The sequence below is a fragment of the Rhizobium sp. A22-96 genome (assembly GCF_053521805.1).
On sequence record NZ_JBNWDQ010000003.1, the window covers coordinates 1 to 25,479 of the forward strand.

Annotated in this window: 21 protein-coding genes and 1 pseudogene; 14 read left to right on the top strand and 8 right to left on the bottom strand. The window is 61.5% G+C overall.

The window, feature by feature from the left end; all coding sequences use genetic code 11:
• The 3 genes and pseudogenes from ACQZ6F_RS12735 to ACQZ6F_RS12745 all read left to right on the top strand — a co-directional run.
• Positions 1 to 215: pseudogene (locus ACQZ6F_RS12735) on the top strand (sodium:solute symporter); the annotation flags it as partial.
• Between the two features lie 297 nt (positions 216 to 512).
• Positions 513 to 3,395 (top strand): isoleucine--tRNA ligase, encoded by a 2,883-nt coding sequence (gene ileS / locus ACQZ6F_RS12740; protein ID WP_449095889.1) that lies wholly within the window; start codon positions 513 to 515, stop codon positions 3,393 to 3,395.
• A 134-nt stretch (positions 3,396 to 3,529) separates the two neighbouring features.
• Entirely contained in the window at positions 3,530 to 4,159 is a 630-nt protein-coding gene (locus tag ACQZ6F_RS12745) for a hypothetical protein (protein WP_077471406.1), read from the top strand.
• A 71-nt stretch (positions 4,160 to 4,230) separates the two neighbouring features.
• Here ACQZ6F_RS12745 and ACQZ6F_RS12750 read toward each other — a convergent pair whose 3' ends face one another.
• The gene (locus tag ACQZ6F_RS12750) at positions 4,231 to 4,689 is read right to left on the bottom strand and encodes a nucleoside deaminase (protein WP_449095888.1); all 459 of its coding nucleotides are present in this window, start codon (positions 4,687 to 4,689) and stop codon (positions 4,231 to 4,233) included.
• 72 nt (positions 4,690 to 4,761) lie between these two features.
• Here ACQZ6F_RS12750 and ACQZ6F_RS12755 point away from each other — a divergent pair, with 72 nt between their 5' ends.
• From ACQZ6F_RS12755 to ACQZ6F_RS12765, 3 genes are read left to right on the top strand one after another with little or no spacing between them, the layout of a single operon-like run.
• A complete protein-coding gene (locus ACQZ6F_RS12755; RefSeq protein WP_449095887.1) occupies positions 4,762 to 6,789 on the top strand; it encodes a pseudouridine synthase in 2,028 nt (675 codons plus the stop codon).
• Between the two features lie 6 nt (positions 6,790 to 6,795).
• Positions 6,796 to 7,362, top strand: coding sequence for a 16S rRNA (guanine(966)-N(2))-methyltransferase RsmD (gene rsmD, locus ACQZ6F_RS12760; RefSeq protein WP_077471408.1), 567 nt, complete (start codon positions 6,796 to 6,798; stop codon positions 7,360 to 7,362).
• Between the two features lie 18 nt (positions 7,363 to 7,380).
• Complete coding sequence (locus ACQZ6F_RS12765; protein WP_068384660.1) at positions 7,381 to 8,247, top strand: patatin-like phospholipase family protein; 867 nt, start codon at positions 7,381 to 7,383, stop codon at positions 8,245 to 8,247.
• A gap of 157 nt (positions 8,248 to 8,404) precedes the next feature.
• Here ACQZ6F_RS12765 and ACQZ6F_RS12770 read toward each other — a convergent pair whose 3' ends face one another.
• Positions 8,405 to 10,225 (bottom strand): monovalent cation:proton antiporter-2 (CPA2) family protein, encoded by a 1,821-nt coding sequence (locus ACQZ6F_RS12770; RefSeq protein ID WP_449095886.1) that lies wholly within the window; start codon positions 10,223 to 10,225, stop codon positions 8,405 to 8,407.
• A 150-nt stretch (positions 10,226 to 10,375) separates the two neighbouring features.
• Between ACQZ6F_RS12770 and ACQZ6F_RS12775 the strand changes: the two genes are divergently transcribed.
• The 6 genes from ACQZ6F_RS12775 (at position 10,376) to lpxK (ending at position 16,249) form a co-directional block, all read left to right on the top strand.
• A complete protein-coding gene (locus ACQZ6F_RS12775; RefSeq protein WP_077471409.1) occupies positions 10,376 to 11,728 on the top strand; it encodes a TldD/PmbA family protein in 1,353 nt (450 codons plus the stop codon).
• A gap of 27 nt (positions 11,729 to 11,755) precedes the next feature.
• On the top strand, positions 11,756 to 12,565 hold the full coding sequence (locus tag ACQZ6F_RS12780) for a 3'(2'),5'-bisphosphate nucleotidase CysQ (protein WP_449095885.1): 810 nt from the start codon (positions 11,756 to 11,758) through the stop codon (positions 12,563 to 12,565).
• Between the two features lie 61 nt (positions 12,566 to 12,626).
• Complete coding sequence (locus ACQZ6F_RS12785; protein ID WP_077471411.1) at positions 12,627 to 12,872, top strand: DUF4170 domain-containing protein; 246 nt, start codon at positions 12,627 to 12,629, stop codon at positions 12,870 to 12,872.
• Positions 12,873 to 13,052: 180 nt separating this feature from the next.
• A complete protein-coding gene (gene waaA, locus ACQZ6F_RS12790; protein ID WP_449095884.1) occupies positions 13,053 to 14,372 on the top strand; it encodes a lipid IV(A) 3-deoxy-D-manno-octulosonic acid transferase in 1,320 nt (439 codons plus the stop codon).
• A gap of 11 nt (positions 14,373 to 14,383) precedes the next feature.
• Positions 14,384 to 15,115: an HAD family hydrolase gene (locus tag ACQZ6F_RS12795; protein WP_449095883.1), complete on the top strand. Its 732-nt coding sequence runs from the start codon at positions 14,384 to 14,386 to the stop codon at positions 15,113 to 15,115.
• Positions 15,116 to 15,199: 84 nt separating this feature from the next.
• Positions 15,200 to 16,249, top strand: coding sequence for a tetraacyldisaccharide 4'-kinase (gene lpxK, locus ACQZ6F_RS12800; RefSeq protein WP_449095882.1), 1,050 nt, complete (start codon positions 15,200 to 15,202; stop codon positions 16,247 to 16,249).
• 45 nt (positions 16,250 to 16,294) lie between these two features.
• On the opposite strand, the gene ACQZ6F_RS12805 is transcribed toward lpxK, so the two are convergent.
• Positions 16,295 to 16,525 carry a DUF2093 domain-containing protein gene (locus ACQZ6F_RS12805; protein ID WP_068384678.1) on the bottom strand — a complete coding sequence of 77 codons (231 nt, stop codon included), beginning with the start codon at positions 16,523 to 16,525 and terminating at the stop codon, positions 16,295 to 16,297.
• 84 nt (positions 16,526 to 16,609) lie between these two features.
• On the bottom strand, positions 16,610 to 18,442 hold the full coding sequence (mutL, locus tag ACQZ6F_RS12810; RefSeq protein WP_449095881.1) for a DNA mismatch repair endonuclease MutL: 1,833 nt from the start codon (positions 18,440 to 18,442) through the stop codon (positions 16,610 to 16,612).
• Positions 18,443 to 18,784: 342 nt separating this feature from the next.
• Here mutL and ACQZ6F_RS12815 point away from each other — a divergent pair, with 342 nt between their 5' ends.
• Together ACQZ6F_RS12815 and ACQZ6F_RS12820 are read left to right on the top strand one after the other, a co-directional pair.
• Positions 18,785 to 20,515: a response regulator gene (locus tag ACQZ6F_RS12815; protein WP_449095880.1), complete on the top strand. Its 1,731-nt coding sequence runs from the start codon at positions 18,785 to 18,787 to the stop codon at positions 20,513 to 20,515.
• Positions 20,516 to 20,641: 126 nt separating this feature from the next.
• Positions 20,642 to 21,997, top strand: coding sequence for a putative bifunctional diguanylate cyclase/phosphodiesterase (locus ACQZ6F_RS12820; protein ID WP_449095879.1), 1,356 nt, complete (start codon positions 20,642 to 20,644; stop codon positions 21,995 to 21,997).
• 71 nt (positions 21,998 to 22,068) lie between these two features.
• Here ACQZ6F_RS12820 and ACQZ6F_RS12825 read toward each other — a convergent pair whose 3' ends face one another.
• The 4 genes from ACQZ6F_RS12825 to ACQZ6F_RS12840 form a co-directional block, all read right to left on the bottom strand.
• Entirely contained in the window at positions 22,069 to 22,677 is a 609-nt protein-coding gene (locus ACQZ6F_RS12825) for a PRC-barrel domain-containing protein (RefSeq protein ID WP_077471417.1), read from the bottom strand.
• Between the two features lie 340 nt (positions 22,678 to 23,017).
• On the bottom strand, positions 23,018 to 23,908 hold the full coding sequence (locus tag ACQZ6F_RS12830) for an SMP-30/gluconolactonase/LRE family protein (RefSeq protein WP_077471418.1): 891 nt from the start codon (positions 23,906 to 23,908) through the stop codon (positions 23,018 to 23,020).
• Positions 23,909 to 23,911: 3 nt separating this feature from the next.
• Complete coding sequence (locus tag ACQZ6F_RS12835) at positions 23,912 to 24,547, bottom strand: 2-dehydro-3-deoxy-6-phosphogalactonate aldolase (RefSeq protein WP_077471419.1); 636 nt, start codon at positions 24,545 to 24,547, stop codon at positions 23,912 to 23,914.
• A complete protein-coding gene (locus ACQZ6F_RS12840; RefSeq protein WP_449095878.1) occupies positions 24,547 to 25,479 on the bottom strand; it encodes a 2-dehydro-3-deoxygalactonokinase in 933 nt (310 codons plus the stop codon). Before ACQZ6F_RS12840 ends, ACQZ6F_RS12835 begins: the two co-directional genes overlap by 1 nt.

Here is a 25,479-nt window from a genome sequence, read left to right on the forward strand (position 1 = left end):
GGTTCCGGGCACCGGCACTGCTGGCCGGCTGGGTCGTCGGCTTCTTCGGCGGCACCTATCTCGTCTGGGATGCCGGCTGGAAGCCGTTGCATGCGATCAGCCTCGGCGACACCAGCTTCACCGTCTATACCGGCCTCCTGGCGCTCGCCGCCAACATCATAGTGTCAGTGGTCCTCAATGCCGTCATACCGGCAAGGGCGACGGCAAACGCCTGATCCGGGCGACACTCCATCGGCCGCGGGCGGAAACGTCCGCGGCCTTTCTATGTGTCGGCGGCGTTGTTTCCTCTTCCTTTCCTTGGAAAAAACGCCTATGAACCGGCGACTATGACCCAATTTCGGCTGAGCCTATCGATACGAATTATTGGCCCGGCCTTCCGCGCGCTTTAAGCTGCCGGAAGGTCCGGGTTTTTGGCGCCCGTTCCCGAGGCGCTTTCCGCCGCCGAAACATCCCCATATGGCTGCGCCCTCCAGGCGCAAGACGCCCGAGACACCGAGGCAATTGTCACTACTATGACCGATACCCCTGAAAAGATGGACTATTCCAAGACCCTCTACCTGCCGGAAACCGATTTTCCGATGCGCGCCGGGCTGCCGCAGAAGGAGCCGGAGCTCGTCAACCGCTGGAACGAGATGGATCTCTACAAGAAGCTGCGCGCCTCCGCCGCCGGCCGTGAGAAGTTCGTGCTGCATGATGGCCCGCCCTACGCCAACGGCCACATCCATATCGGTCACGCGCTGAACAAGATCCTGAAGGACGTCATCACCCGCTCGTTCCAGATGCGCGGCTATGACAGCAACTATGTTCCAGGCTGGGACTGCCACGGCCTGCCGATCGAGTGGAAGATCGAGGAAAAATACCGCGAGAAGGGCAAGAACAAGGACGAGGTTCCGGTGAACGAGTTTCGCCAGGAATGCCGCGACTTCGCCGCCGGCTGGATCAAGATCCAGTCCGAGGAGTTCAAGCGCCTCGGCATAACAGGTGATTTCGACAACCCTTATCTCACCATGAATTTCCATGCGGAATCCCGCATCGCCGGCGAGCTTCTGAAGATCGCGCGCACCGGTCAGCTTTATCGTGGTTCCAAGCCGGTCATGTGGTCGGTGGTCGAGCGCACGGCGCTGGCTGAAGCCGAAGTCGAATATGCCGATGTCGAGAGCGACATGATCTGGGTGAAGTTCCCGGTCGCCGAAGGTCCGGCCGAGCTTGCCGGGACTTTCGTCGTCATTTGGACGACGACGCCCTGGACGATCCCCGGCAACCGCGCGATCGCTTATTCATCGCGTGTTTCCTACGGCCTCTACGAAGTGACTGAAGCCGCCAATGATTTCGGCCCGCGCCCCGGCGAAAAGCTGATCTTTGCCGACAAGCTGGCGGAAGAATCCTTTGCCAAGGCGAAGCTGCAGTATAAGCGCCTCAGCGATGTCACCGCGAATGATCTGGCGGCGCTCATCTGCGCGCATCCGCTGGCCGCGCTCGGCTACGGCTTCAAGGTGCCGCTGCTCGACGGCGAGCACGTGACTGACGATGCCGGTACTGGCTTCGTCCACACGGCTCCCAGCCACGGCCGCGAGGACTTTGACGCCTGGACGTCGCACGCCCGCGACCTCGAGAAGCGCGGCATTTCCTCCGCTATCCCGTTCCCGGTCGATGATGCCGGCTTCTATACCGTCGACGCCCCCGGATTCGAAGGCGGCCGCGTCATGGATGACAACGGCAAGAAGGGCAACGCCAACGATCTCGTCATCAAGGCGTTGATCGAGACGAACACGCTCTTCGCCCGCGGACGTCTCAAGCACTCCTATCCGCATTCCTGGCGCTCGAAGAAGCCGGTGATCTTCCGCAACACGCCGCAATGGTTCGTCTACATGGACAAGGACTTTGCGGATGGTTCGACGCTGCGGTCTCGCGCCCTGAAGGCGATCGACGATACGCGCTTCGTGCCGGCCGCCGGCCAGAACCGTCTGCGCGCCATGATCGAACAGCGCCCGGATTGGGTCCTTTCGCGCCAGCGCGCCTGGGGCGTGCCGATCGCGATCTTCGTCGACGAGCAGGGCAAGATCCTGCAGGACGACGACGTCAATGCCCGCATCCTCGAAGCCTTCGAAAAGGAAGGGGCCGATGCCTGGTTTGCCGAAGGTGCTCGCGAGCGCTTCCTCGGCGAAAAGGCCAACGAGCCCTGGACGCAGGTCATGGACATTCTCGACGTCTGGTTCGACTCGGGCTCGACCCACACCTTCACCCTGGAGGATCGTCCGGACCTGAAGTGGCCGGCCGACGTCTATCTTGAAGGCTCCGACCAACACCGCGGTTGGTTCCATTCGTCGCTGCTCGAAAGTGCCGCGACCCGTGGTCGCGCGCCCTATAACACAGTGGTCACGCATGGCTTCACCATGGACGAGCAGGGCCGCAAGCAGTCGAAGTCGCTCGGCAACGTCGTCGCTCCGCAGGACGTGATGAAGGATGCCGGCGCCGATATCCTGCGGCTCTGGGTCATGACCACGGACTATTGGGAAGACCAGCGTCTCGGCAAAGCCATCATCCAGACCAACGTCGACGCCTATCGCAAGCTGCGCAACACCATCCGCTGGATGCTCGGCACGCTGGCGCACGACAAGGGCGAAGTGATCGCCTATGCCGACATGCCGGAGCTGGAGCAGCTGATGCTGCATCGTCTCGCCGAACTCGACGAGCTGGTGCGCGAAAGCTACGACGCCTTCGACTTCAAGCGCATTGCCCGCGCGCTTATCGATTTCGCCAATGTCGAGCTTTCGGCCTTCTATTTCGATGTCCGCAAGGATGCGCTGTACTGCGATGCCCCGTCGAGCCTGCGTCGCCGCGCTTCGCTTACCGTCATCCGCACGATCTTCGATTGCATGGTGACCTGGTTGGCCCCGATGCTGCCATTCACGACGGAAGAGGCATGGCTGTCGCGCAACCCGTCTGCGGTCTCCGTTCACCTCGAACAGTTCGCCGACGTCTCTGCCGAATGGAAGAACGAGGCACTGGCCGAGAAGTGGAAGAAGATCCGCGCCGTGCGCAGCGTCGTCACCGGCGCGCTGGAAATCGAGCGCAAGGAAAAGCGCATCGGTTCCTCGCTGGAGGCTGCCCCGGTCGTTTACGTCGCCGATCCGGAACTGCTCAAGGTGCTTGAAGGACAGGATTTCTCCGAAATCTGCATCACCTCAGGGATCACCATCGAGGGTGGTGAAGGCCCGGCGGATGCATTCCGCCTCGATGACGCCGCCAAGGTCAGTGTTGTGCCGAAGCTTGCCGAGGGCAGCAAGTGCGCCCGTTCCTGGCGCATCACCACGGATGTCGGCTCAGATCCGGAATATCCTGATGTCTCGGCACGTGACGCCGCGGCGCTGCGCGAACTCAGCGCTATCAACTGAAGAAAATTGCCGGGTGAATTGCCTTTGCGGCGTTCATCCGGTAAAAGCTGCCTGAAATTGGCCTGAATTTTACGGCAGTTGCGGTAAAACGGGGTCCTATTAAGTTTGTTCCGGCATGGCTGGGAAGGGTTTTCATGAGAGCGATGCATAGCGTTCGTGTCGGCGTCAGCTTGACGGCACTTGTGATTGGTTGCGGCGTGATGTCTGGCTGCCTCAGCAGCCCGACCTACGGCACCGACAAGACGGCCGGCGTACAGCTCCTGGACGACCTTGGCGATATCGCTTCCGTTTCGGCCGCAACGCCGAAGGAAAAGGGCGTGAAGTATCCGAACCGTCCCGGCCTTGTTGTCGCCGGTGACAAGGATAACTTGACCCAGCCGCAGCAGTCGCTGGCAAGCAAGGACAATCCGGCCTGGCTGGAATCGCCTGAAGATGCCCGCAAGCGCCTCGCCACGGAAGCCGACGAGAAGAAGAACGACGTCAACTATCGTTCGCCGCTGGCTCAGGCCGACAGCACCAGAAACCGCATGACGGAAGCCCAGCAGACGGCCGCCTATCGCGCCGCGCGCCAGGACCAGTCCGGCACCTATATCGACCAACGCCGCTACCTGATCGACCCGCCGCAGCAGTATCGCCAGGTCGCCGACCAGGCTGCCCTCAACGATCTCGGTACGCCCGAATCGAAGAAGGAAAAGCAGCGCAAGAAGGATGCGGAAGCCGCGCAGCAGTCCAGCAACAGCAGCTGGTGGAAGCCCTTCCAATAAGCAGTTCGCCAGACGGCGGACTTCCTGACTAATTTAAAATGTCACAGCGCCGCGCGGAGCTGTGACATTTTTCAGTCTTCAGAGCGTTTCGGTTGAAAGAAATGTCTGAGGATACCGGCAGACACAGTTTCCCCGATGCCTGAATAGACCTCCGGCGCGTGATGGCAGGTCGGCTGATGATAGAAGCGCACGCCATTGTCGACGCCGCCACCCTTCGGATCCTCGGCGCCGTAATAGAGGCGGCGAATGCGCGCAAACGAAATGGCTGCGGCACACATGGTGCAGGGCTCCAGCGTGACGTAGAGATCGGCGCCTGCAAGACGCTCCTGCCCCAGTTCATCGCAGGCCAGGCGGATGGCGACGATTTCGGCATGCGCGGTGACGTCGTTGAGTTCGCGAGTACGGTTGCCGGCCTTGGCGACGACCTTGTTGTCGAGCACGAGGACAGCGCCGATCGGCACTTCGCCACGTTCACCGGCGCTGCGCGCTTCGGCCAGTGCAAGCTCCATGAAATGATTAGTAGCCGCCATTCAAGTTTTTCCACTTAACTGCAAGGGCGTGACCTGATAGGAACACGCCTTAAAAATTCAGGCAAACAACAAATGACAATGAATGACAAGCCCAAGCGGCCTGGGCCGAAACCCTTTGCTGGCGACAAGAAGACCGTAAAGCGCGATAGCGGCACAAAACCGCCAAAGGCCGCAGCCGCGAGCACGGCAGGTGAAGCCGCAGCCGGAGACGGAAAGGCCGAACGCATTTCCAAGGTCATGGCGCGCGCCGGCGTTGCCTCGCGCCGCGATATCGAGCGCATGATCATGGATGGCCGCGTCACGCTGAATGGCGTGCTGCTGGATACCCCTGTGGTCAACGTGACCCTCACCGACAAGATCGAGGTCGATGGCGTTCCGATCCGCGGCATCGAGCGCACGCGCCTTTGGCTCTACCATAAGCCCGCCGGTCTGGTGACCACCAATGCCGATCCGGAGGGACGTCCGACCGTCTTCGACAACCTGCCGGAAGAGCTGCCGCGCGTCATGTCGATCGGCCGCCTCGACATCAATACCGAAGGCTTGCTGCTGCTGACCAATGATGGCGGCCTTGCACGTGTTCTGGAGCTGCCGACAACGGGCTGGCTGCGCCGCTACCGCGTCCGCGCCCATGGCGAGATCGATCAGGATGCGCTCGACAAGCTGAAGGAAGGTATCGCCGTCGACGGCGTGCTCTATGGCTCGATCGAGGCAACGCTCGACCGCACGCAGGGCTCCAACGTCTGGATCACCATGGGTCTGCGCGAAGGCAAGAACCGCGAAATCAAGAACGTCATGGGTGCGCTTGGCCTCGACGTTAACCGCCTGATCCGCATTTCCTACGGCCCGTTCCAGCTCGGCGACCTGCCGGAAGGCCGGGTGGTGGAGGTGCGTGGACGTACGCTGCGCGATCAGCTCGGCCCGCGTCTGGTCGACGATGCCAAGGCGAATTTCGATGCGCCACTCTACAACACCTCCGCGGTTGCAGCCGAGGATGAAGTGGATGCCAAGCCGCAGCGCGCCACGAAAGAGGTGCGCCCGAAGCGTGACCGTGAGCGTCCCGAGGACAAGCGCGAACGCGCCTTGAGCCGTCTCGACACCAAGCGTGACGACCGTCGTGACGAAGGCCGTCGCGACAGTGGGCACAAGGAAGACGATCGTCCGAAGCGCCCGCCGCTTGGCGCGCGTCGCAACGCCAATGTCTGGATGGCGCCCGGCGCCCGTCCTCTTGGCGAAAAGGCAACGCTGAAGGCGGCCAAGAATACAAAAACAGCTATCAGGCGCGGTGAACCAGAGCGCCCGCAGCGCAGCGGCTTTGACCGCCCTGACGAAGGCCCGCGCGTTCGTGTCAACCGTGTCGCCGAGGCGGATGGCGAATGGATCCGCTCGAGCGAGGAAGCACCCCGCACTGGGCGTGGCGATGACCAGGGTTCGGATCGCAAGCGCTCCGACCGTCCCCGTGGCGACCGGCCTTTCGGCGATCGCCCCCCGCGCGGCGACCGCTCTTTTGGCGATAAGCCTCGTGGTGATCGCCCCTATGGTGACAAGCCGCGTGGCTCGCGGCCAGAGGGCGGTGACCGTCCTCGCGCGAAGTCTTTCGATGGTGAAGCCCGTTCCGAACGTCCTCGCGGCGAACGCCCGTTTGGTGATCGTCCGCCCCGCGGCGACCGGCCTTTCGGCGACAAGCCTCGCGGTGATCGGCCCTATGGCGACAAGCCCCGTGGCGATCGTCCCTATGGCGAACGTCGGCCGCGCGCCGAGGGTGATGAGCGTCCTCGTGCCAGAGCTTTCGATGGCGAGCAGCGCTCCGAGCGCCCGCGTGGTGATCGTCCCTTCGGAGATCGACCGCCGCGTGGCGACCGTGCCTTTGGTGATCGCCCGCAGGGTGACCGTCCGGCGGGTGATCGGCCCGGCGGCAAGCCCTTCGGCAAGAAGCCGGGCGGCGGTAAGTCGTTTGGCGGCAAGCCGGGTGGCAAGCCCGGCGGTTCGCGCGGGTTCTCAGGCAAGCCGGGCGGCGCAGGTCGTCCGTCCGGAGGTCCGCCGCGCGGTGGTTCCGGTCGCGGTGGTCCCGGCAGGGGCGGCTCCCGGGGCGGAAAGGGCTGACGCGCGGTGAGGATCGTCGGCGGTGAGTTTCGCGGTCGCTCGCTTGCAACACCGAAGTCGAACGATATTCGTCCGACGGCGGATCGCACGCGCGAGAGCCTGTTCAACATATTGAGCCATGCCTATCCCGAAGCCATGGACGGCACGCGGATGATGGATGTGTTCGCCGGCACCGGTGCCGTCGGCCTGGAGGCAGCATCACGCGGCTGCCGCCATGTGTTGTTCGTTGAAAGCAGCGTCGAAGGTCGTGGCCTGCTTTGGGAAAACATCGATGCGCTCGGCCTGCATGGCCGCACGCGCATGCTGAGGCGTGACGCGACGGACCTCGGCAGCGTCGGCAACCTCGATCCCTTCAATTTTCTCTTTGCCGACCCACCCTATGGCAAGGGGCTCGGCGAGAAGGCCTTTGCCGCGGCGGCTGCCGGCGGCTGGCTGGTGCCCGGCGCTTTGGCCATCCTCGAAGAGCGGGCGGATGTCACGGTTGCCGTAGCGTCGGATTTCCTGTTTCTGGAGGAGCGGACCTTCGGCGACAGCAAAATGCATTTCTTCCGTTATCAGCCGCAGGCGGCTTGACGGCAGAGGGAGAAGGAAATGGGCGACTACGCTGATTTCGTCGGCAGTGATTATCCGCTTGCTGTCTCCAGCACGCCGAGCGTCGCGGTTGCCTTCGGCTGCGGCGGCGCGCGCGGTCTCGCCCATATCCATATCATCGAAGCGCTCGACGAACTCGGCATTCGGCCGGTTGCCATCGCCGGCGCTTCCATCGGCTCCATCATGGGCGCCGCCATGGCCGCCGGCATGAGCGGCGCTGAGATCCGCGATCATACGCTCGCAACCGTCGGCAACCGTCCGGCCGTGCTCAACAAGATCTGGAGCTTGCGGCCGGTCAACATGCGCAGCATCCGCTTCGGCCAGTTCAATCTCGAACGCATCTTGCGCACTTTCCTGCCGACCACCTTCCCCGAAGATTTTTCAGAGCTGCATATACCGTTTAAGGTGGTGACGACGGATTATTACGACCAGGTCGAGGTGGTCATCGAAAAGGGTGAGCTCTTTCCGGTTCTTGCCGCATCCGCCGCCATCCCCGCCGTTTTCATGCCGGTCAAGCTCGGCGAACGGGTGATGATCGATGGCGGCATCATGAACCCGGTTCCCTATGAGCATCTGGCCGGTCTTGCCGACATCATCATCGGCATCGACGTGGTCGGCGGCCCGGAGGGCAATGGCCGGCAGATTCCCAACCGCATCGAAAGCCTGTTTGGTGCCGGTCAGCTGACCATGCAGTCGAACATCGCCCTGAAATTGCGCCTGCAGGCGCCGCAGATCTTCCTTCGCCCGACCGTAGGCCGCACCGGCGTGCTCGATTTCCTCAAGGCGCGCGACATTCTCGCAATGTCGGCAGGCGTCAAGGACGAGCTGAAATTCGCCCTCGACCGGGTGATGACGGCGAAGAACTAGAGCATTTTCGCTTCTCTTCGAATCGCGAAAGCGCTCTATCTCTTTGTTTTTACGCATTTCCGGACGGAAAACCGCTGCGCACTTTTACTGGAAATGCTTAAAGCTACTCCGCAAAATGAACGGCGCTTTCCGTCTGCGATGGCACCAGTGAGCTGCCTTATGCCCGCTCCGGCTCCTCTTGCGGCAGGGCGACGAGATCGTCGGCGTCGCTGTATGTTTCGGCCGGACGCTTGGGCTTGACCAGCGGCTCCGGCTTGACTGGCCGTGAGTAGAGCATGTCGCGGCCGGCCTGTAGCCCTTCGCTTACCTGCAGCACCAGCCGCTGCTCGTCGCGCTTGCGGATATCCTCGCCGATCTCATAGGCTTCGGCTTCGCTGACCCCGAGTGCTTCCAGCGTGCGGCGGCCGAAGAGAAGACCGGATTCCACCGTTTCTCGCAGCTCGTAATCGACGCCCTTGCGACGCAGGTCGATCGAATGAACGCGGTCATAGGAGCGCACGAAGATGCGCGCATGCGGATAGTCCGTCTGCACGAGTTCGACGATCCTGTCGGTCACCTCGCGCTGATGCGTGCTGACGACGACGATCTTGGCGCGGTCGATGCCGGCAGAGCGCAGCACGTCCTTGCGGGTCCCGTCACCAAAATAGATGCGGAAGCCGAAGCTCGATGCCTGCCGGATACGATCGGCGGAGAAGTCGATGACGGTGACATCCCGGCCGCTGGCAAGCAGGATCTGCGCGGCGATCTGACCGAAACGCGAAAAGCCGATCATCAACACTTCGGAGCCGGCGCCTTCGAAATCCTCATCCAGCTCCTCATGCGTATCCCCTTTCATCAGCCTCTTCGAAAGCGCTGACGTCAGTGGCGTCAGCGCCATCGTGAGCGTGACGATGGCGATGAGCATCGAGGCCGTGTTGGCCGAGAACAGGCCGCCGCTGGCGCTGGCCGCGCTGAACAGCACGAAGCCGAATTCACCACCTTGCGGCAGCAGGCCTGCGATGCGGACGGCGTCGTTATGGGGTGAGCCCGTCACGCGGCAGAGCGTGTAGATGACGATTGCCTTGATGATCATGACGACCGGGACGGCAAGCAGGATCAGCACCCAATTGTCGAGGATCACGTCGAGTTTCAGCGACAGACCGACGGCGATGAAGAAAATGGCGAGCAGCACGCCGCGGAACGGTTCGATATCGGCTTCCAGCTCATGGCGGTAGGAGGATTCCGCCAGCATCACGCCGGAAAGGAATGCGCCCATCGCCATGGAGAGGCCGGCAAGCTGCATCAGGGTCGCCGACCCCATGACCACGAAGAGGGCTGCGGCGATCATCGCCTCGCGCGCGCCGGTGCGGGCGATCACCTGGAAAAGCGGCGTCAGCAGGTAGCGGCCGGCAATGATCATCGCCGCCACTGCGCCAACGGCAATGGCAAGACCGGGCAGGGGGTTGGTGGCCTCCTTGGGCCCGTCGAGCACGGTGACCAGCGCCAGCAGCGGCACGATCGCGAGATCCTGCAGCAGCAGCATGGAGAAGGAGCGCTGGCCATACTTGGTATTGACGTCGCCCTGCTGCTCGAGGATCTGCATTGCAAAGGCCGTCGAGGAGAGCGCCAGGCCGAAGCCGATAATGATGCTGCCCTTCCAGCCGGCAATATTGGCGAGATAGGCGGCAAGCATCAGCGCCAGTCCGCTGAAGATCACCTGCGCGGAGCCGAGGCCGAAAATATCGCGCCGCATCTGCCAAAGCCGCGATGGCTTAAGCTCGAGGCCGATGATGAACAGCAGGAAGACGACGCCCAGTTCCGCCACCGCAAGCACGGCCTCGCTATCGCCGATACCATGCAGGACCGGGCCGATCACCACCCCAGCTGCCAGATAGCCGAGCACTGTGCCCAACCCCAATTTCTTGAAGATCGGCGCCGTAACGACGGTGCCTCCGAGCAGCATCAGTGTTTCGGTGAAGAGACTATTGGGGGCGGACATCGTCTGTTTCTTTCCATGGGGCAGGCGGTCTTGCGACGCGTGGTCATCATAAACAACCATGCGTGAAGGGATTAGAACAAGAATCGGCGTGGCCGCCCTTGATGCTTTATGTAGTGCACAATAAATGGAACGCGAAGGAAAGGCCAAATCATGACCTCTGAAATCGATTCCGCCACTCTGCTTTCCCGTGCAAGCCAGTTGATCGACCTCGCCCGGAAAGCCGGTGCGGATGCCGCCGATGCCGTCGTCGTGCGTTCACGGGCCCAGTCCGTCGGCGTTCGCCTCGGCAAGGTCGAGGGCACCGAATCCTCCGAGAGCGATGACTTTTCGCTGAGGGTTTTCGTCGGCAACCGTGTCGCCAGCGTTTCCGCCAATCCCGGTTTTGATCTGCAGGCACTTGCCGAGCGCGCTGTGGCTATGGCCAAGGTGTCGCCCGAAGATCCATTCGCCTGCCTGGCAGACGAGATGGATATCGCCAAGACCTATCCCGATCTAGAGCTCTTCGATCCGACTGAGGTATCCTCCACCGAGCTGCGGGAAGCAGCACTTGCGACCGAAGCTGCGGCACTCGCCGTTCCAGGCGTCAGTAATTCCGTGGGCGCCTCCGCCTCCGCCGGCATGGGTGGCCTGGTTCTGGTCACCTCGCATGGCTTTGCCGGCCACTATATGGGCTCGCGCTTCGGACGTTCGGTCAGCGTCATCGCCGGCGAAGGCACGGGCATGGAGCGCGACTATGATTTCGACAGCCGCCTCTATTTCAACGAGCTGGACACGGCCGAAGAGATCGGCCGTCGAGCCGGCGAGCGGGTCGTCAAGCGCATCAATCCCCGCCAGGTTCCGACGGACAAGAACGTCACCGTCGTCTTCGATCCGCGCGTATCGCGCGGTTTCGTCGGTCATATCGCCGGCGCGATCAATGGTGCCTCCGTCGCCCGCAAGACCAGTTTCCTGCGCGACAAGATGGGACAGCAGGTACTGAAGGCCGGGCTTTCGATCACCGACGATCCGCTGATCGTGCGCGGCCCTGCCTCGCGGCCCTTTGACGGCGAAGGCGTTTCCGGCAAGCGGCTCGTGATGATCGAGGACGGCGTGCTGAATTCATGGTTCCTCTCGACCTCCGCAGCCCGCGAAATCGGCGGCGGTCTCAAGACCAACGGTCGCGGCGTGCGCGGCGGCACGGCCGTATCGCCATCCTCGACCAACCTGGCGCTGGAGCCGGGTGATATTTCGGCCGAAGAGCTGATCCGCAGCGTTGGCACTGGCTTCTACGTGACTGAACTCATCGGCCAGGGCGTCAACATGATCACCGGCGAATACAGCCGCGGCGCCACCGGCTTCTGGATCGAAAATGGCGAGTTGACCTTCGCGGTGTCGGAGGTGACGATTGCCTCCAACCTCAAGGACATGTTCATGCGCGTGACGCCGGCCAACGATATCGACCGCGATTTCGGCGTCGCCGCTCCGACGATTGCCATCGAGGGCATGACGCTGGCCGGACGTTGAGGCGCAAGCGAAGATTGGAATTTGTGAATGATCGATAGCCAGAAGGCTGGCCAGCCGAGCGATGTGGACCTCATTGTCGAGGCCGCGCGAGAGGCTGGCAGGATCGCTCTCGGCTTCTTCCGGCAATCGCCGGAGGTCTGGTGGAAGAACAACGGCCAATCTCCCGTCAGCGCGGCCGATTATGCCGCCAATGAAAGCCTTTCCGCCATCCTGCGCTCCGCAAGGCCCGACTATGGCTGGCTTTCCGAGGAGACCGATGACGACGCCGACCGGCTGTCGCACCCAACCGTCTTCGTCGTCGACCCGATCGACGGCACCAGGGGTTTCCTCGCCGGATCGGACCTGTGGTGCGTGAGCGTTGCCGTCGTCACCGATGGACGTCCGGTCGCAGGAGTTCTCTACGCGCCTTCCCTGGACGAGTTGTTCGTGGCGAGTGCCGGCGGTAAGGCTTTGAAGAACGGCGAGCCGATCCATGTTTCGAACAGGGTTGGCGACGATCCTCATCGGCTGGCGACCGGTGAAGACATGCTCAAGGGCTTTGACCCGGACTTCCGCAAGACGGTCGAAAGGGTGAAGCACATTCCCTCGCTGGCCTATCGCCTTGCGATGGTGGCCGATGGCCGTCTGGAAGGGACGATCGTCAAGCGAAATTCGCATGACTGGGATCTGGCCGCCGCCGATCTCATTCTGGAGCGGGCAGGCGGCGCGCTTGTCGATCTCTCGGGCAATGCATTGCGCTACAATCGCGCCGAGGTATCGCATGAAGAACTATGCGGCGCGCCGGCCTCGCAGCTTCCCGAATTTCTCCGCCAGCTTTCACACCGACGAGACGGTTGACCTTTCGGTCAAAATCCCGCAGATGAAGAGCCGAGGGGGACGACAGCAGAAAGAGACGAAAATGACCAATACAAGCGACAAAAAGCAGCTCCTGCACCTAGTTTTCGGCGGTGAATTGGAACACCTCGAAGAAGTTCAGTTCCGCAACCTCAACGAACTCGATATCGTCGGCATGTATCCCGATTATGCGAGCGCATTGACGGCATGGAAGTCCAAGGCGCAGCAGACTGTCGACAACGCTCACATGCGTTATTTCATCGTTCACCTGCATCGCTTGCTCGACCCGCAGGAAAAAGCGGCGTCTTGAGGCCGTCTAATACCGAAATTTGCATTTGATATTTTTGTCCGGAGAGGCGTTATCGCTTTTAATCCGGCTATGAAGCAGTATCTTTGACACAATAAGAACGAAAAATCGGCCGTTTATTCGGCCGTTTGATAATCGGGATTTGGCATCGATGATGATCAGCTGGGATAGGAGTCGATCGAGATGAGCAGCCTCAGGGCGCGTCTTGCCTTGAGCGCCTATCGTTTTGGTGGGATCGCTGTCTATCCGCTCGTCGGACCGTATCTCGCGGTCCGTGCGGCGAAGGGCAAGGAAGATAGTGCGCGCAAGCTGGAGCGATCCGGCTATGCCAGTGCCAATCGTCCGCAGGGACCGTTGATCTGGTTCCATGCCGCAAGCGTTGGCGAGACCTCGGCGGTCATTCCGTTGATCCGCGAAATTCGCCGCCGCGATATTCACGTCATTCTGACGACAGGCACGATCACCTCGGCCAAGGTGGCGCATGAGCGCCTTGGCGACGAGGTCATCCATCAATATGTGCCTCTCGATCTGAGGCCCGCGATCCGGCGTTTCCTCGACTATTGGCAGCCCGATTGTGCGATTTTCGCCGAATCCGAGATCTGGCCGACGACCGTCACCGAGCTGGGCCGCCGCCGCATTCCGCAAATTCTCGTCAATGCTCGCATATCGGATCGCTCCTATGCCCGCTGGAGCAAGCATCCGTCGCTTGCCGAAGCGCTGTTCGAAAACCTTGCCTTGGTCGTTGCCCAGTCCGATCTCGATGCCGAGCGCTTCCGCGATCTCGGCGCCGTGCAGGTCATAAAATCGGGCAACCTCAAGGTGGATACCGACGCGCCGTCCTACGACGCTCCGACGCTTGCCGGCTACATGAAGCAGATCGGCGACCGCAAGACTTGGGCTGCCGTCTCGACCTTCGAAGGTGAAGAGGGTGCCGCCGCCTCGGTCCACACGATGCTGAAGGAGCATAATGGCCAGCTCACCATCCTCGTGCCGCGCCATCCGGAACGCTGCGATGCGATCGAGGCGATGCTCGTCGAGCAGGGCCTGAAAGTGGCGCGCCGCACCCGTAACGATATCCTGTCCGCCGATGTCGATGTCTTCCTCGGCGATACGATCGGCGAGATGGGGCTTTATCTGCGTATGACCGAAGTCGCCTTCATGGGCAAATCTCTGTTCAACGAAGGCGGCCAGAATCCGCTGGAGCCGGCCATGCTTGGCTGCGCGATCCTCACCGGCGGCCATGTGCAGAATTTCCGTGATGCCTATCAGGTGTTGGCTCGCCGCGGCAGTGCCCGCATGGTGCGCGATACCGAGATGCTGGCGCGTGGTGTGCATTATTTGCTGACCAACGACGCGGCACGTCGCAACATGATCGATGCCGGTTTCGTTGCCGTGCATGAGATGCGTGGCGCACTGGCAGCAACGGTCAAGGGGCTAGAGCCCTACATCAATCCGCTTTCCGTGAAGGCGCGGCTGCTGCCGAAGACGATGGCGAACGGTTAGGAAGGGAAGGCATGGCGGCGGTCAAGCTGGGAGCGATTGCGGGCATTCTTTTCGATAAGGACGGCACGCTGCTCGACTATGATGCGAGCTGGCTGCCGGTCAATCGTGAGCTTGCCAGAATTGCCGCTGAAGGCGATCCCATTCTTGCCGATCACCTGCTTTCCGCCTGCGGCATGGACCCGATCACTGGACACATCGTTCCCGATAGTCTGCTTGCCGCCGGCAACACCCGGCAGATTTCCGAAGGTCTCGTGGCGGCCGGCTCGAAAGTGGATGTGTCGGAACTGATCGAGAAGCTCGACGCACTCTTCGCACATGCAGCCGATTTTTCGTCGCCCGTTACCGATCTCGCCGGCTTCTTTCGGCGGCTGCATGAGCGGGGCTACAAGCTAGGCGTCGCCTCAAGCGACAATGAGCGCTCCATCCGCCAGACAGCTCACCGCTTCGGCTTTATCGACTATCTCGATTATATCGCCGGCTATGACAGCGGCTTCGGCATCAAGCCGGAGCCTGGCATGGTGCTCGGTTTCTATGCGGCCACCGGTCTTTCGCCAGCCCAGGTCGCCGTCGTCGGGGACAACAACCACGATCTGCACATGGGGCGCAATGCCGGCGTTGGCCTGACGGTCGGTGTGCTGACGGGAACGGGCTCGCGCGAGACGCTGACCGCCGCATCCGACTATTGCCTCGACAACATCACCGAACTCGAGAGCCTGCTCATGCCGGTCGCGCAATCGGCGTGATCTTGGCAAAGGCTTGCATTTTCGCCCGATCTGCCCTTTCTTTCCGCTTTGCTGAAGTCGCAGGCGCGAGGCTGGATTAGACACATGGTATCGGAAGCACCACCTTTCTGGTGGCGAAAACCGGATTGGCGTGCCTGGGGGCTCTCACCTTTCTCATTTCTGTATGGCCGCATTGCCGGACACCGCATGGTGAATGGCAAGCGCGCATCCGTGCCGGTGCCGGTTATCTGCGTCGGCAATTTCACCGTCGGCGGGGCCGGCAAGACGCCAACCGCGCTCGCTCTTGCCCAGGCTGCAAAGGCCAAGGGTCTGACACCGGGGTTCCTCAGCCGCGGTTATGGTGGCTCGCTCGATGTTACTACGGTGGTCGATCCCGAACATCATCACGCCACCGCCGTCGGCGATGAGCCGCTTTTGCTTGCCCGCGAGGCCCTCACGGTCATCGCCCGTCGCCGCGCTGAAGGGGCTGAACGGCTGGTACGCGAGGGCGCCGATCTCATCATCATGGATGACGGCTTCCAGAGCGCGCATCTTGCCATCGACTATGCCCTGGTGGTGATCGATGCCGGCAGGGGCATCGGCAACGGCCATCTCGTTCCCGGCGGTCCGGTGCGGGCGCCGCTGCGCACCCAGCTTCTCTACGCCTCCGGCCTGCTGAAGGTCGGCGAGGGTGTCGCCGCGGATCGCGTCGTGCGGCTTGCGGCAAGGGCTGGCAAGCCTTTCTTCACCGCCTCCGTCAAGGTGCGTGGGCAGGAGGATCTGCGCGGCCGCAAGGTGCTTGCCTTTGCCGGCATAGCCGACCCCACCAAATTCTTCCGTACGGTCGAGACGCTCGGGGCGAATATCGCGGTCACGCGCACCTTCGGCGATCACGAGCACCCGGGTGACGATGAGGTTTCAGATATTCTCGACATCGCAAGCCGCGAAGGTCTGGAGATCGTCACGACATCAAAGGACTACGTTCGCCTGATCGGCCATCATGGCCGCGCCGACGAATTGCTGAGACGTTGCAGGGTGATCGAGATCGATATGGTCTTCGAGGATCCGAATGCACCGAGCCTGATCATCGATAGAGCTATAGCGGCAGCTCGCGAGCGGCGCTTGCGGGAAGGTCGTGGCGACAAGGCTGGTTAGAATGCCGCTGCCGCACGATATGGACTTAAGTGGTCGTGTGAGAAATCAGCGTTTCTGATTAGGGAGTGCGCCGGCCCGCTTTTCGGCCTCCAGTGAGGACATCACGTCGGCATAGGGCTCCTGCCGGGCGACGCTCCAGTAGCGCAGTTCATCGAGCGCGATGCGCTGGCCGGTCATGGCGCAGATAACATGGGAACCCGGCATCAGGATCTGGAAATCGCCGTCGAGATAGCGAACTTTCGCCTCGCGGTTTCCATGTCCCTCGAAAAGATTCATCTGATGCCGTCCTTGATCTCTGTCATCCGTTTGCCATACCGCGACGGACGGGATTTTTCCAGTCCTTTCCGAAGCCGGCTGTCTTCAGCTGCGCCCGAACAGCCGTTCGATGTCGGAGAGCTTCAGCTCTATATAGGTTGGGCGGCCGTGATTGCATTGGCCCGAGCCGGGCGTCGCCTCCATCTGGCGCAGCAGCGCATTCATCTCTTCCGGCCGCAACCGCCGCCCCGAGCGTACCGAACCATGACAGGCCATGGTCGCGGCGACATATTCGAGTTTGGCGGCAAGTCCTGAGGCGGTATCCCACTCGGCAATCTCATCGGCCAATTGCCGGATCAGCCCTTGCGCATCGACCTCGCCGAGCATGGCAGGCGTCTCCCGCACGGCGATGGCGCCAGGGCCGAAGCGCTCGACGGCAAGGCCGAGTTCGCCAAGCTCTTCCGCAAAGACCATCAGACGGTCGCAATCCTCTTCCGGCAGATCGACGATTTCGGGGATGAGCAGGACCTGCGAGGACAGTCGTTTCGAGTGCAGGGCCTTGCGCATCGCTTCGAACACCAACCGCTCATGGGCAGCATGCTGATCGACGATAACGAGGCCACTGTCGGTCTGGGCGACGATGTAGTTCTCGTGCAACTGGGCGCGAGCCGCACCCAGCGGGAAACGGGACGGTTCTTCGGTGCGAACCGGCTCGGGCGGCGGCGTGATTTCGGCGCGAGCGGCGGGCATTGCAAGTCCGTCGAAACTTGCTTGCGGTCTTTCGTTGAAGCCATATCCCGCGGATGCGCCGGTCGTTTCAAACGGCCGAGATGGCGATGCTTCGCGTGTCCATGGCGTGGGTGCAGGCGAGGGGCGCCAGCCGGACTGGAAACCGAAGCGGCCGGCGGTGAAGGCGCGCAGCATGCCATCGGCGCCGGTTGTCGCAGCACGATCGCCCTCCCGCGCCAGTGCCTCGCGGACAGAGCCGACGATCAGACCACGCACCAGGCCGGGATCACGAAAGCGGACGTCGGATTTTGCTGGATGCACGTTGACGTCAACGAGCGCCGGATCAAGCGTGAGGGACAGCACGGCGACGGGATAGCGGCCGGAAGGAATGGTTTCGGCGTAGGCGCCGCGGATCGCCGACAGGATCTGCTTGTCCTGCACCGGTCTGCCGTTGACGAAGGCATATTGATGCGCCGAGTTGCCGCGATTGAAGGTCGGCACTCCTGCAAAACCCGTCAGGCTTACCTCCTCGCGTATCGCGTCGAGAGCGATGGCATTATCCTTGAAGTCGCTGCCGAGAATCTGCGCCATGCGGGCGAGATTATCATCGCCGGTCGCGGGGAATTCGAGCGTCGAGCGGTCACTTCCCGATAGCACGAAGCGCACATGTGGAAAGGCGATCGCCATTCGCTTGACGACTTCGGTGATCGCCGCTGCCTCAGCCTTCTCCGTCTTCATGAATTTCAAGCGCGCGGGCGTGGCGAAGAACAGGTCGCGCACCTCGACGATCGTGCCGGGATTGGCGGCGGCCGGGCGCAGATGCAGCACCTTGCCGCCAGCAACCGCGATCTCCGCACCGCCAGCCGCGCCCGTCCTGCGGCTGGCGATCGACAGCCTTGCCACGGAGCCGATGGAGGGCAGGGCCTCGCCGCGGAAGCCGAGAGTGCGGATGTCGTCCAGCCCGTCGGAAATCTTCGAGGTGCAGTGGCGCCTGACTGCGAGTTCGAGATCCGCCTCATCCATGCCGGACCCGTTGTCGGTCACCCGCAGCAGCGCCTTGCCGCCACCGGCCGTCGCGATTTCGATGCGCGTCGCGCCGGCATCGAGCGCATTCTCGATCAATTCCTTGGCAGCGCTCGCCGGACGCTCGATGACTTCGCCGGCGGCAATCTGGTTGATCAGTGTTTCGGAGAGTTGCTTGATAGCCATGGCGTCATTCTCGTGGATTCGTGGCGGCGTGGGAAGAGGAAAGGCTGTCCGCCCATCTCCATCCACCTGTTTCCATCGAGGGCTTTGTTAAGAAATTTAATCAATGTTTAAGGGAATGATGACAGGTTGCGGGACAGGACTTGAAATGACTGCAGGTGGCGCGCCTCGTGCACGCTGAGGGCTCTTGATGGCAGGTTGGTGGCCGTCAACTTCCATGAGCCAGGTTCCATCTGCTTCAAGCGCCCAGGCCAGCATGATCTTTCATCAATTTGCCTTGCAGAGCGAACGCCGCCCTGTCGATTTTTCATGCTGTGAAACTGTTTGAGTGTAGGAATCGGACGAATGACTGCCGGAACTGACAAGGCAGGTTTGGCAATGATGACGGAAGATGCGTCTTCCGGCGGCAATCTGCAGTCCATGTTCTTCGACGCTCTCTGCGATGGACTTTCCAGCGCTTTCTTCGCCTACGACAAGAACGACCTGGTACTGTTTGCCAGCCGTCAGCTTCTCAATTTCTTTCCAATCAAGCCGGATTTCCTGCAACCCTTGACGCGGCTGCGCGATTTTCTGGGTGCCGTCTTCGACACCGGCATGCGGCATCGCGGAAATCAGGGCAAGTCCTCCGCCAATCGCGACGACTGGATTTCGCAGCGCATTGCCTCGCACTGGCGCGAGCGTTTCGAGATGACGGAACATCTCGCCGATGATCGCTGGGTTCGCATCATCAAGCGGCGGCTGCCCTCAGGTATCGGCTTCTGCGTCATTTCCGATATTTCGGAGGTGAAGAAGCGCGAAGAGCAGTGGCGTATCGACATGGAGCGCGTGCAGCTCACCGAGGATATCCTCGACAACCTGCCATTTCCGCTTTTCGTCAAGGACCAGAATATGGTCTACGTCGCGGTCAACAGAGCATTCTGCGATAAATACCAGACGACCGCAGACGAGCTGCGGGGCCGCAAGGGCATTGATCTCTTTTCGACCGATATTGCCAATCGCTTCGAGGAAAGCGACCGGCACGTGATCGAGACCGGAGAGTTGTCGATCTCGCGTCAGCGCCAGATCGCCCGCAACGGCGTCGAACGCGATATCGTCACGCGCAAGCAGCGTATCGGCAAGCCCGGCCGCTATTTTCTGGTGGGCACCATGCAGGATCTGCCCAAGGAAGGGGCCGATTTCGACGAATTCGCCCTCGCATCCCAGATCAAGGAAAACAGCGATCGGTCCTATCGCCGCGCCTATGTGCCGATGGTCGCCCTGCAGACCATTTCGCGCCGCCCGGCCGCGATGGAGACCTTCGCTCCGGAAAATTTCAGCGGCCGCAAGATTCTGGTCGTCACATCGGATTTTGCCGCAGAGACTGCGGCGCTGAAGACGCTCGGCAAGTATGGCTTCGAGGCCTGCGTGGTCCATAACGAAAACGAGGAAGCCGCTTTTCTGGATGTGGCGAGCGCGCATGGCGTGAAGATCGATCTGGTGATCGTCGACAATCAATTGGGCAGACGTTGCATCGAGTTGGCCGAGCGGCAGAATGTGCCCGCCCTGTCGCTGGATGGCTCCCAGCTTGCCACCGAGCTGACATTTGTGATCGCCCGTCATTTCAACCGCAATATTCGCGGCGAGCTGACAGGCACCACCGAGCCGCTGGTCCAGGAATGGCGTCGCGGCGTCGGTGACGATCGCGGCGTGCAGATTTTGGTCGCCGAGGACAACGAGATCAATCAGATCGTCTTCGCGCAGATTCTGGAAGGCCTGGGATACAGTCACGTGATTGCCGCCAGCGGTGATGAAGCCGTCGGATTGTGGCAGGAGCTCCATCCCGAACTGATCCTGATGGACATTTCGTTGCCGGGCCTGAACGGCTTTGAAGCGGCGCGATTGATCCGCGGCGCGGAAAAAGGCAGTGGGTCGCATACGCCGATCATCGGGGTGCTGACACAGGCTTTCGAGCGTGACCACAAGGAATGCGCAGACGCCGGCATGGACGATGTCATCTTGAAGCCGGTCAGCCCGGATATCATCGAGACCGTGTTCCAGAAGTATATGCACAGCGGTCGCAAAGCGCAAAATAGGTAAATTTTACAATGACATCGCGCGAGACGGCAAGTTATCGCGGGCGTTGAATGACTGTCGTCTCGCCATCCTTTCTTAAGACTTCGCCTTCATGCTTTTTCCAGGGTGGAGAAAACATCGGGACCGAATATGAAATCGGCTGAAATGCTGCTTGGGCCAGTCAGTCAGGAGCCGCAGGCAATTGCCTATACCGATCCGCTGACGGGATTGGGGAATCGTCATCGCATGCGCGAGCGCACGCGCCAGATTTCGCTTGAGCGCGCCAGCGATCCCGCACCCTTCACCATCGGCATCGTCAATCTGGACTCTTTCAAGCCGATCAATGATCTGTTCGGCGTCGAAGCCGGCGACGAAATCCTCTGTCAGGTCGCGCATCGGCTCAGGGCATGCATCCCGGATGGCGCGACGGTAACCCGCCATGATGGCGATGAATTTGCCTTTGTTCTGCCTCTTGTTTTCGAGCGCGTCGGCGCCGAGAAGTTTGGCCAGATGATCCGCGAGGTGCTGTCGGCGCCCTACGATCTCGGCGAGCGCAATGTCAGACTTTCCGCCTCCTTCGGCTTCGCCATATATCCCTTCGCGGGCGAGGAATTCGACGACCTTCTGAAAAATGCCGAAACCGCGCTCTACCGCTCCAAGCGCCGTGGCCGCGGTCAGATCACCGTCTATTCCAGGGAGATCGCGCAGGAAATGAAGCGCGCGACGCAGCTTGAGCAGGCGCTGCGCAATGCCATCATCTCCGACGCCATCGACGTGCATTTCCAGCCCATCGTTTCGCTCGCCAACAACATGGTTCTCGGCTTCGAGGCACTGGCTCGCTGGAACGATCCGGATCTCGGCTTCGTTTCGCCCGCTGTCTTCGTGCCGCTTGCCGAGGAGCGCGGGTTCATCGACGCCTTGTCCGAAGCTCTTCTGCGAAAGGCTGCCGAAGCCGCGCTCTCGTGGCCGCGCGACCTTTTCCTGTCCTTCAATCTGTCCTCGGCGCAATTGATGGACCCCGGCACCAGCAGCAGCGTTCTTGCCATTCTTGCGCGTGTCGGCCTCGACCCGCATCGCCTCGAGCTTGAAATCACCGAGACGGCGGTCATGAGCTCGGCCGACACCGCCCAGCGCATCATCGCCGACCTCCGAGCCGCAGGCGTACGCATTTCCCTCGACGATTTCGGGACCGGTCAATCGAGCCTTGGTCGCCTGCGTGAATTTATCTTCGACAAGGTGAAGATCGATCGCGCCTTTGTGTCACGTATGAATACGGACAGGGTCTCCGAACATATCATCAAGGCTGTCCTTGCCATGTGTGAGGGGCTGGAGCTGCGTGTGGTCGCCGAAGGCATCGAGGAATATGCCGAGGCCGAAAAATTGCGGGCGCTCGGCTGCGCCATGGGGCAGGGCTATTACTTTGGCAAGCCCATCGATAGCATCGCAACGCTGCGCTATCTGCAGGATCAATATTTCGAAGCGGCCGGCGAGCACGAGATCGCTTGACGTCGTAGACAGGGCAAAAAGAAAGCGGCGGCCGGTAAGGGCCGCCGCTCTTCGTCTTGTCAGACCACCTGTTACTTGTTGGTGGTCGACGACGTGGTCGTATTGTCGGTCGCCGGCATGGTCGACGTTCCCGCCGAACCTGCGGCCTTGTCGGAAGCTTGCATCGCAAGCGTCTTGAACTCAGGTGCGGCCTTCAGCGACTCGGCCGTTTCCGTCGTCGTCAGCTTGATCGTGCCATCCTGGGGATTCTGGGTGGCGCTGATCTTGTCGAACGGGACGGCGACATTCTTTTGGCCCATGCCAAGGAAGCCGCCGACGCCGACCACTGCGGCGACAACACCGCCCTGCTTCTGCAGGATCAAGTCGTTGATGCTGCCGATGCTTTCGTTCTGACCGTTATAGACCGACTGGCCCATATAGGTCTTGGCGCTGATCTGATCTGCCGATTGAGCAGTCAGATTGCCGGCCTGCTCCGTGCCGGTCATGGCAGCGGGAGCCTGCGCCTTGGTCTGCGGAGCTGCAGCGTCCGGCTTCGTGGCAGCCGGAGCAGTCTGCGTCAACGGAGCGTCACCGCCACCTGTCGACGGCTGCTGTGACTGAGCGAAAGCCATTGGCGAGAGAACGGATGCGGTTGCAAAGATTGCACCTGCAGCGACGGAAGTGAAGAATTTCCCAGTCATCGTGAACCTACCTTTCATTCTGCTGGACGCGCTTTGTGAAGCGCATGCATACCAGTGCGAGTGGAGCCTTTGTCTGCTGACCATCTTCGTACCGGTCGTAAAGGCAAATGGTTCAAGGGAGCTTTGGTTCCGATAAAAGTTGCATGCCGCGGATGTCTATGGTTCCGCACGCGAAAAATATTGTTGAATAACAATAGGATAATTTGAAAGAGACAACCTGGAAGATTGAATGGAGCGCGCGCGGCAGCTCGTCCATGGCGACACGCGGGCTGACCGCTATTACGTCACAGCGCATCGCAAAGGGAACCTTCGCGCCCGATAGGCGCGAAGGCAATTTCAATTAGAGTTTGTAGGGCGGGTCGAAAACGCCCCTGACCGTCAGGCCAAGTTCCAGCAGCGCACCAGCCTGCGGCTGCATGGAGCGCGCCTCGTCGTCGAGCCCCTCCCAGGCGGTCGTCACCGCCAGCCGGTCGGCGTTCTTGCCGATGAAAGCGGGGCAGGAGGGCTGCATCGCTGGCACACGATAACGTTCGATACGCAGGCCATCCGGGCTGTACTTGTCGACGAAGCCCGAACCCCAGCGCGCGTTCCAGATGTAGCCATCGGCATCACAGACCGAGCCGTCGAGGCCGCCCGGATCTTCCACGCTGTCGACCATGACGATCGGCTCGCCCGCGGGAAGCCCGGTCTCCGGATCGACCAGCACACGCATGAGCTGGCTGATGCGCGTATCGGTGTAATAGCCGATCGTCCCATCCGGCGAAAAGCAGATCGAATTCGGTATGCTGATCTGGTCGAAGATCTTCGTGACCTTGCCGCCGGCGGCGACATGGTAGATGGCGCCCGCCTGCATCTCGGCACGCTTGCCCATGGTGCCGATCCAGAGGGAACCGGAAATGTGCGTGCGCCCGTCATTGGAGCGGTTTTCCGGCTTGTCGGCTTCGATCGCCGCGTAGAAGCTCAGCTCGCCGCTGGCGATATCGCGAAGGAACAGGCCTTCTTCGGTTGCGATAATCTGGCGCTTCTCATCGACGCGGGCAAGCACGCTCGCCATCATCGGCAGGTTGTGCACCTGCTTCTTGCCCGTCGGCAAGTGCAGCTCATGCAGTTCCTTGCCCAGGATGTTGAACCACCAGACCGTGTCCGTATCGGGATCGTAAGTTGGGCCTTCTCCAAGAACAGATGAGGTGTTGCAGAGAATATTGCCCTGAAAATCATGAATATCGGTCATAGATCAGGCTCCTATGGCTGCGTCATAGGCATAAATGGTCGTCTTGGCGCGTTCGGCAACCTCTGCCGCCGTCATTCCCGGCTTGTAGAGGCTGGTGCCCAGACCGAAAGCGAGGATGCCCGCCTTGGTGTAATCGGCGAAATTCTTGTCCGAAACGCCGCCAACGGCAGCGATCACAAGCTCTGGCGGCAGGACGGCGCGAATGGCGGTGATGCCGGAAGCGCCAAGAACGCCCGCCGGAAAAAATTTCAAGCCGGTGGCGCCGGCGCGTGCTGCCGAGAGTGCCTCAGTGGCGGTGAAGACGCCCGGCATCGTCACCATGCCCTTGTCGCGGGCGCGGCTGATGACAGCGGGCTCGACATTCGGGGTGACAAGCAGTTTGCCGCCGGCTCCATCGAGCCTGTCGACATCCTCGACCGTCAGCACCGTGCCGGCGCCGATTAGGCAATCGGCAGGCGCCATCTTGGCGGCGATCTTGATCGAGCGGAAGGCTTCAGGCGAGTTCAGCGGGATCTCGATGGCGGTGAAACCGGTTTCGATCAGCGCGCCGACGATATCAGCCGTTTCTTCCGGCTTGATGCCGCGAAGAATGGCGATGAGCGGGCGCTTCATGGGGGGGAAAGGAATACGGGTCGTCATCAGCTTTTGCTTTCGTTCGTGAACCAGATCGCGTTCGCCGCGGCGGAAAGCCCGCGACGGACGGCGGCGTCGGCATCGATGGTCTGATAGGGGAGGGAAAGGCTGCGAAATGCATCCTCGTAGAGCGCCTGCAGCCGCCCGGAGGCAACGAGCGTGATAGCCGCTCCTCGCCCGGCGGATGACAGGGCGCCGGCGATCTCGGTGCCGATCAGCGTGCCCGATATCAATGCCTGGGCGCCGGCTGATGTCAGTCCGTGGAGAAGCTGGCCGGAGCGGGCGGTAAACAGCAGGTTGGTCGCAAGCGCTGGCTTTTCGAAGGCCGCCTTGAGGGCCGTTTCGAAAGCCTTGGTGTCGGCAGGCATGTCGGCGCTGCCGGCGACGGCATGCGACAGGATACTGTGCCTGGTAATGACGTCGAAGAGTTCGCCGGTCATGAAGGTCGAGAAGCCCGTCACCTCGCCATCGAGGACGCGCACCCATTTCGAATGCGTCCCGGGCATGCAAACGATTTGCTCGCCTTTTGCATCAGCCGCGATCGCACCGAGCAATTGCGTTTCTTCGCCGCGCATGACATCGGGTGCCTGCGTGCTGCGCTGCGCCAGGCCCGGCAGGATGCGAACGTCGCGCGACTGTCCGGGAACGACGACTGCGCCGGTGAGAATGGCTGCCAGCGACGCCGGCGTGTCGATGTAGCCGGCCTCGACCCAGCCCTGACGCGCTCCAGCCATGCCGCAGACAATGACAGGAATATCCGACGGTGCGGAAATGGCGTCCAGATGCGCCTGCAGGACTTTGGCGAAGCCGGTCTGCGCCGCCACCGTCATGCCTTCCCCGCTTCGCCGCTCTGCGAGGATGTTGCCATCCTCGCCGATCAGCCACAGCCTGAAACTGCTGGTGCCCCAGTCCACCGCGACATATGCGGGTTTCGTCAT

What these genes read in the sequence shown, in the direction of transcription:
- ACQZ6F_RS12805 (WP_068384678.1), bottom strand. Translation starts at nt 16,525, where the DNA reads ATGAATCTTTTCGAGGGACATGGAAACCGCGAGGCGAAAGTTCGCTAT.
- ACQZ6F_RS12765 (WP_068384660.1), top strand. Translation starts at nt 7,381, where the DNA reads ATGGGCGACTACGCTGATTTCGTCGGCAGTGATTATCCGCTTGCTGTC.
- mutL (WP_449095881.1), bottom strand. Translation starts at nt 18,442, where the DNA reads ATGGCTATCAAGCAACTCTCCGAAACACTGATCAACCAGATTGCCGCC.
- ACQZ6F_RS12755 (WP_449095887.1), top strand. Translation starts at nt 4,762, where the DNA reads ATGACAATGAATGACAAGCCCAAGCGGCCTGGGCCGAAACCCTTTGCT.
- ACQZ6F_RS12840 (WP_449095878.1), bottom strand. Translation starts at nt 25,479, where the DNA reads ATGACGAAACCCGCATATGTCGCGGTGGACTGGGGCACCAGCAGTTTC.
- ACQZ6F_RS12830 (WP_077471418.1), bottom strand. Translation starts at nt 23,908, where the DNA reads ATGACCGATATTCATGATTTTCAGGGCAATATTCTCTGCAACACCTCA.
- ACQZ6F_RS12770 (WP_449095886.1), bottom strand. Translation starts at nt 10,225, where the DNA reads ATGTCCGCCCCCAATAGTCTCTTCACCGAAACACTGATGCTGCTCGGA.
- ACQZ6F_RS12820 (WP_449095879.1), top strand. Translation starts at nt 20,642, where the DNA reads ATGAAATCGGCTGAAATGCTGCTTGGGCCAGTCAGTCAGGAGCCGCAG.
- ACQZ6F_RS12815 (WP_449095880.1), top strand. Translation starts at nt 18,785, where the DNA reads ATGACTGCCGGAACTGACAAGGCAGGTTTGGCAATGATGACGGAAGAT.
- waaA (WP_449095884.1), top strand. Translation starts at nt 13,053, where the DNA reads ATGAGCAGCCTCAGGGCGCGTCTTGCCTTGAGCGCCTATCGTTTTGGT.
- ACQZ6F_RS12780 (WP_449095885.1), top strand. Translation starts at nt 11,756, where the DNA reads ATGATCGATAGCCAGAAGGCTGGCCAGCCGAGCGATGTGGACCTCATT.
- ACQZ6F_RS12750 (WP_449095888.1), bottom strand. Translation starts at nt 4,689, where the DNA reads ATGGCGGCTACTAATCATTTCATGGAGCTTGCACTGGCCGAAGCGCGC.
- ACQZ6F_RS12745 (WP_077471406.1), top strand. Translation starts at nt 3,530, where the DNA reads ATGAGAGCGATGCATAGCGTTCGTGTCGGCGTCAGCTTGACGGCACTT.
- ACQZ6F_RS12835 (WP_077471419.1), bottom strand. Translation starts at nt 24,547, where the DNA reads ATGACGACCCGTATTCCTTTCCCCCCCATGAAGCGCCCGCTCATCGCC.
- ACQZ6F_RS12825 (WP_077471417.1), bottom strand. Translation starts at nt 22,677, where the DNA reads ATGACTGGGAAATTCTTCACTTCCGTCGCTGCAGGTGCAATCTTTGCA.
- ileS (WP_449095889.1), top strand. Translation starts at nt 513, where the DNA reads ATGACCGATACCCCTGAAAAGATGGACTATTCCAAGACCCTCTACCTG.
- ACQZ6F_RS12785 (WP_077471411.1), top strand. Translation starts at nt 12,627, where the DNA reads ATGACCAATACAAGCGACAAAAAGCAGCTCCTGCACCTAGTTTTCGGC.
- ACQZ6F_RS12775 (WP_077471409.1), top strand. Translation starts at nt 10,376, where the DNA reads ATGACCTCTGAAATCGATTCCGCCACTCTGCTTTCCCGTGCAAGCCAG.
- lpxK (WP_449095882.1), top strand. Translation starts at nt 15,200, where the DNA reads ATGGTATCGGAAGCACCACCTTTCTGGTGGCGAAAACCGGATTGGCGT.
- ACQZ6F_RS12795 (WP_449095883.1), top strand. Translation starts at nt 14,384, where the DNA reads ATGGCGGCGGTCAAGCTGGGAGCGATTGCGGGCATTCTTTTCGATAAG.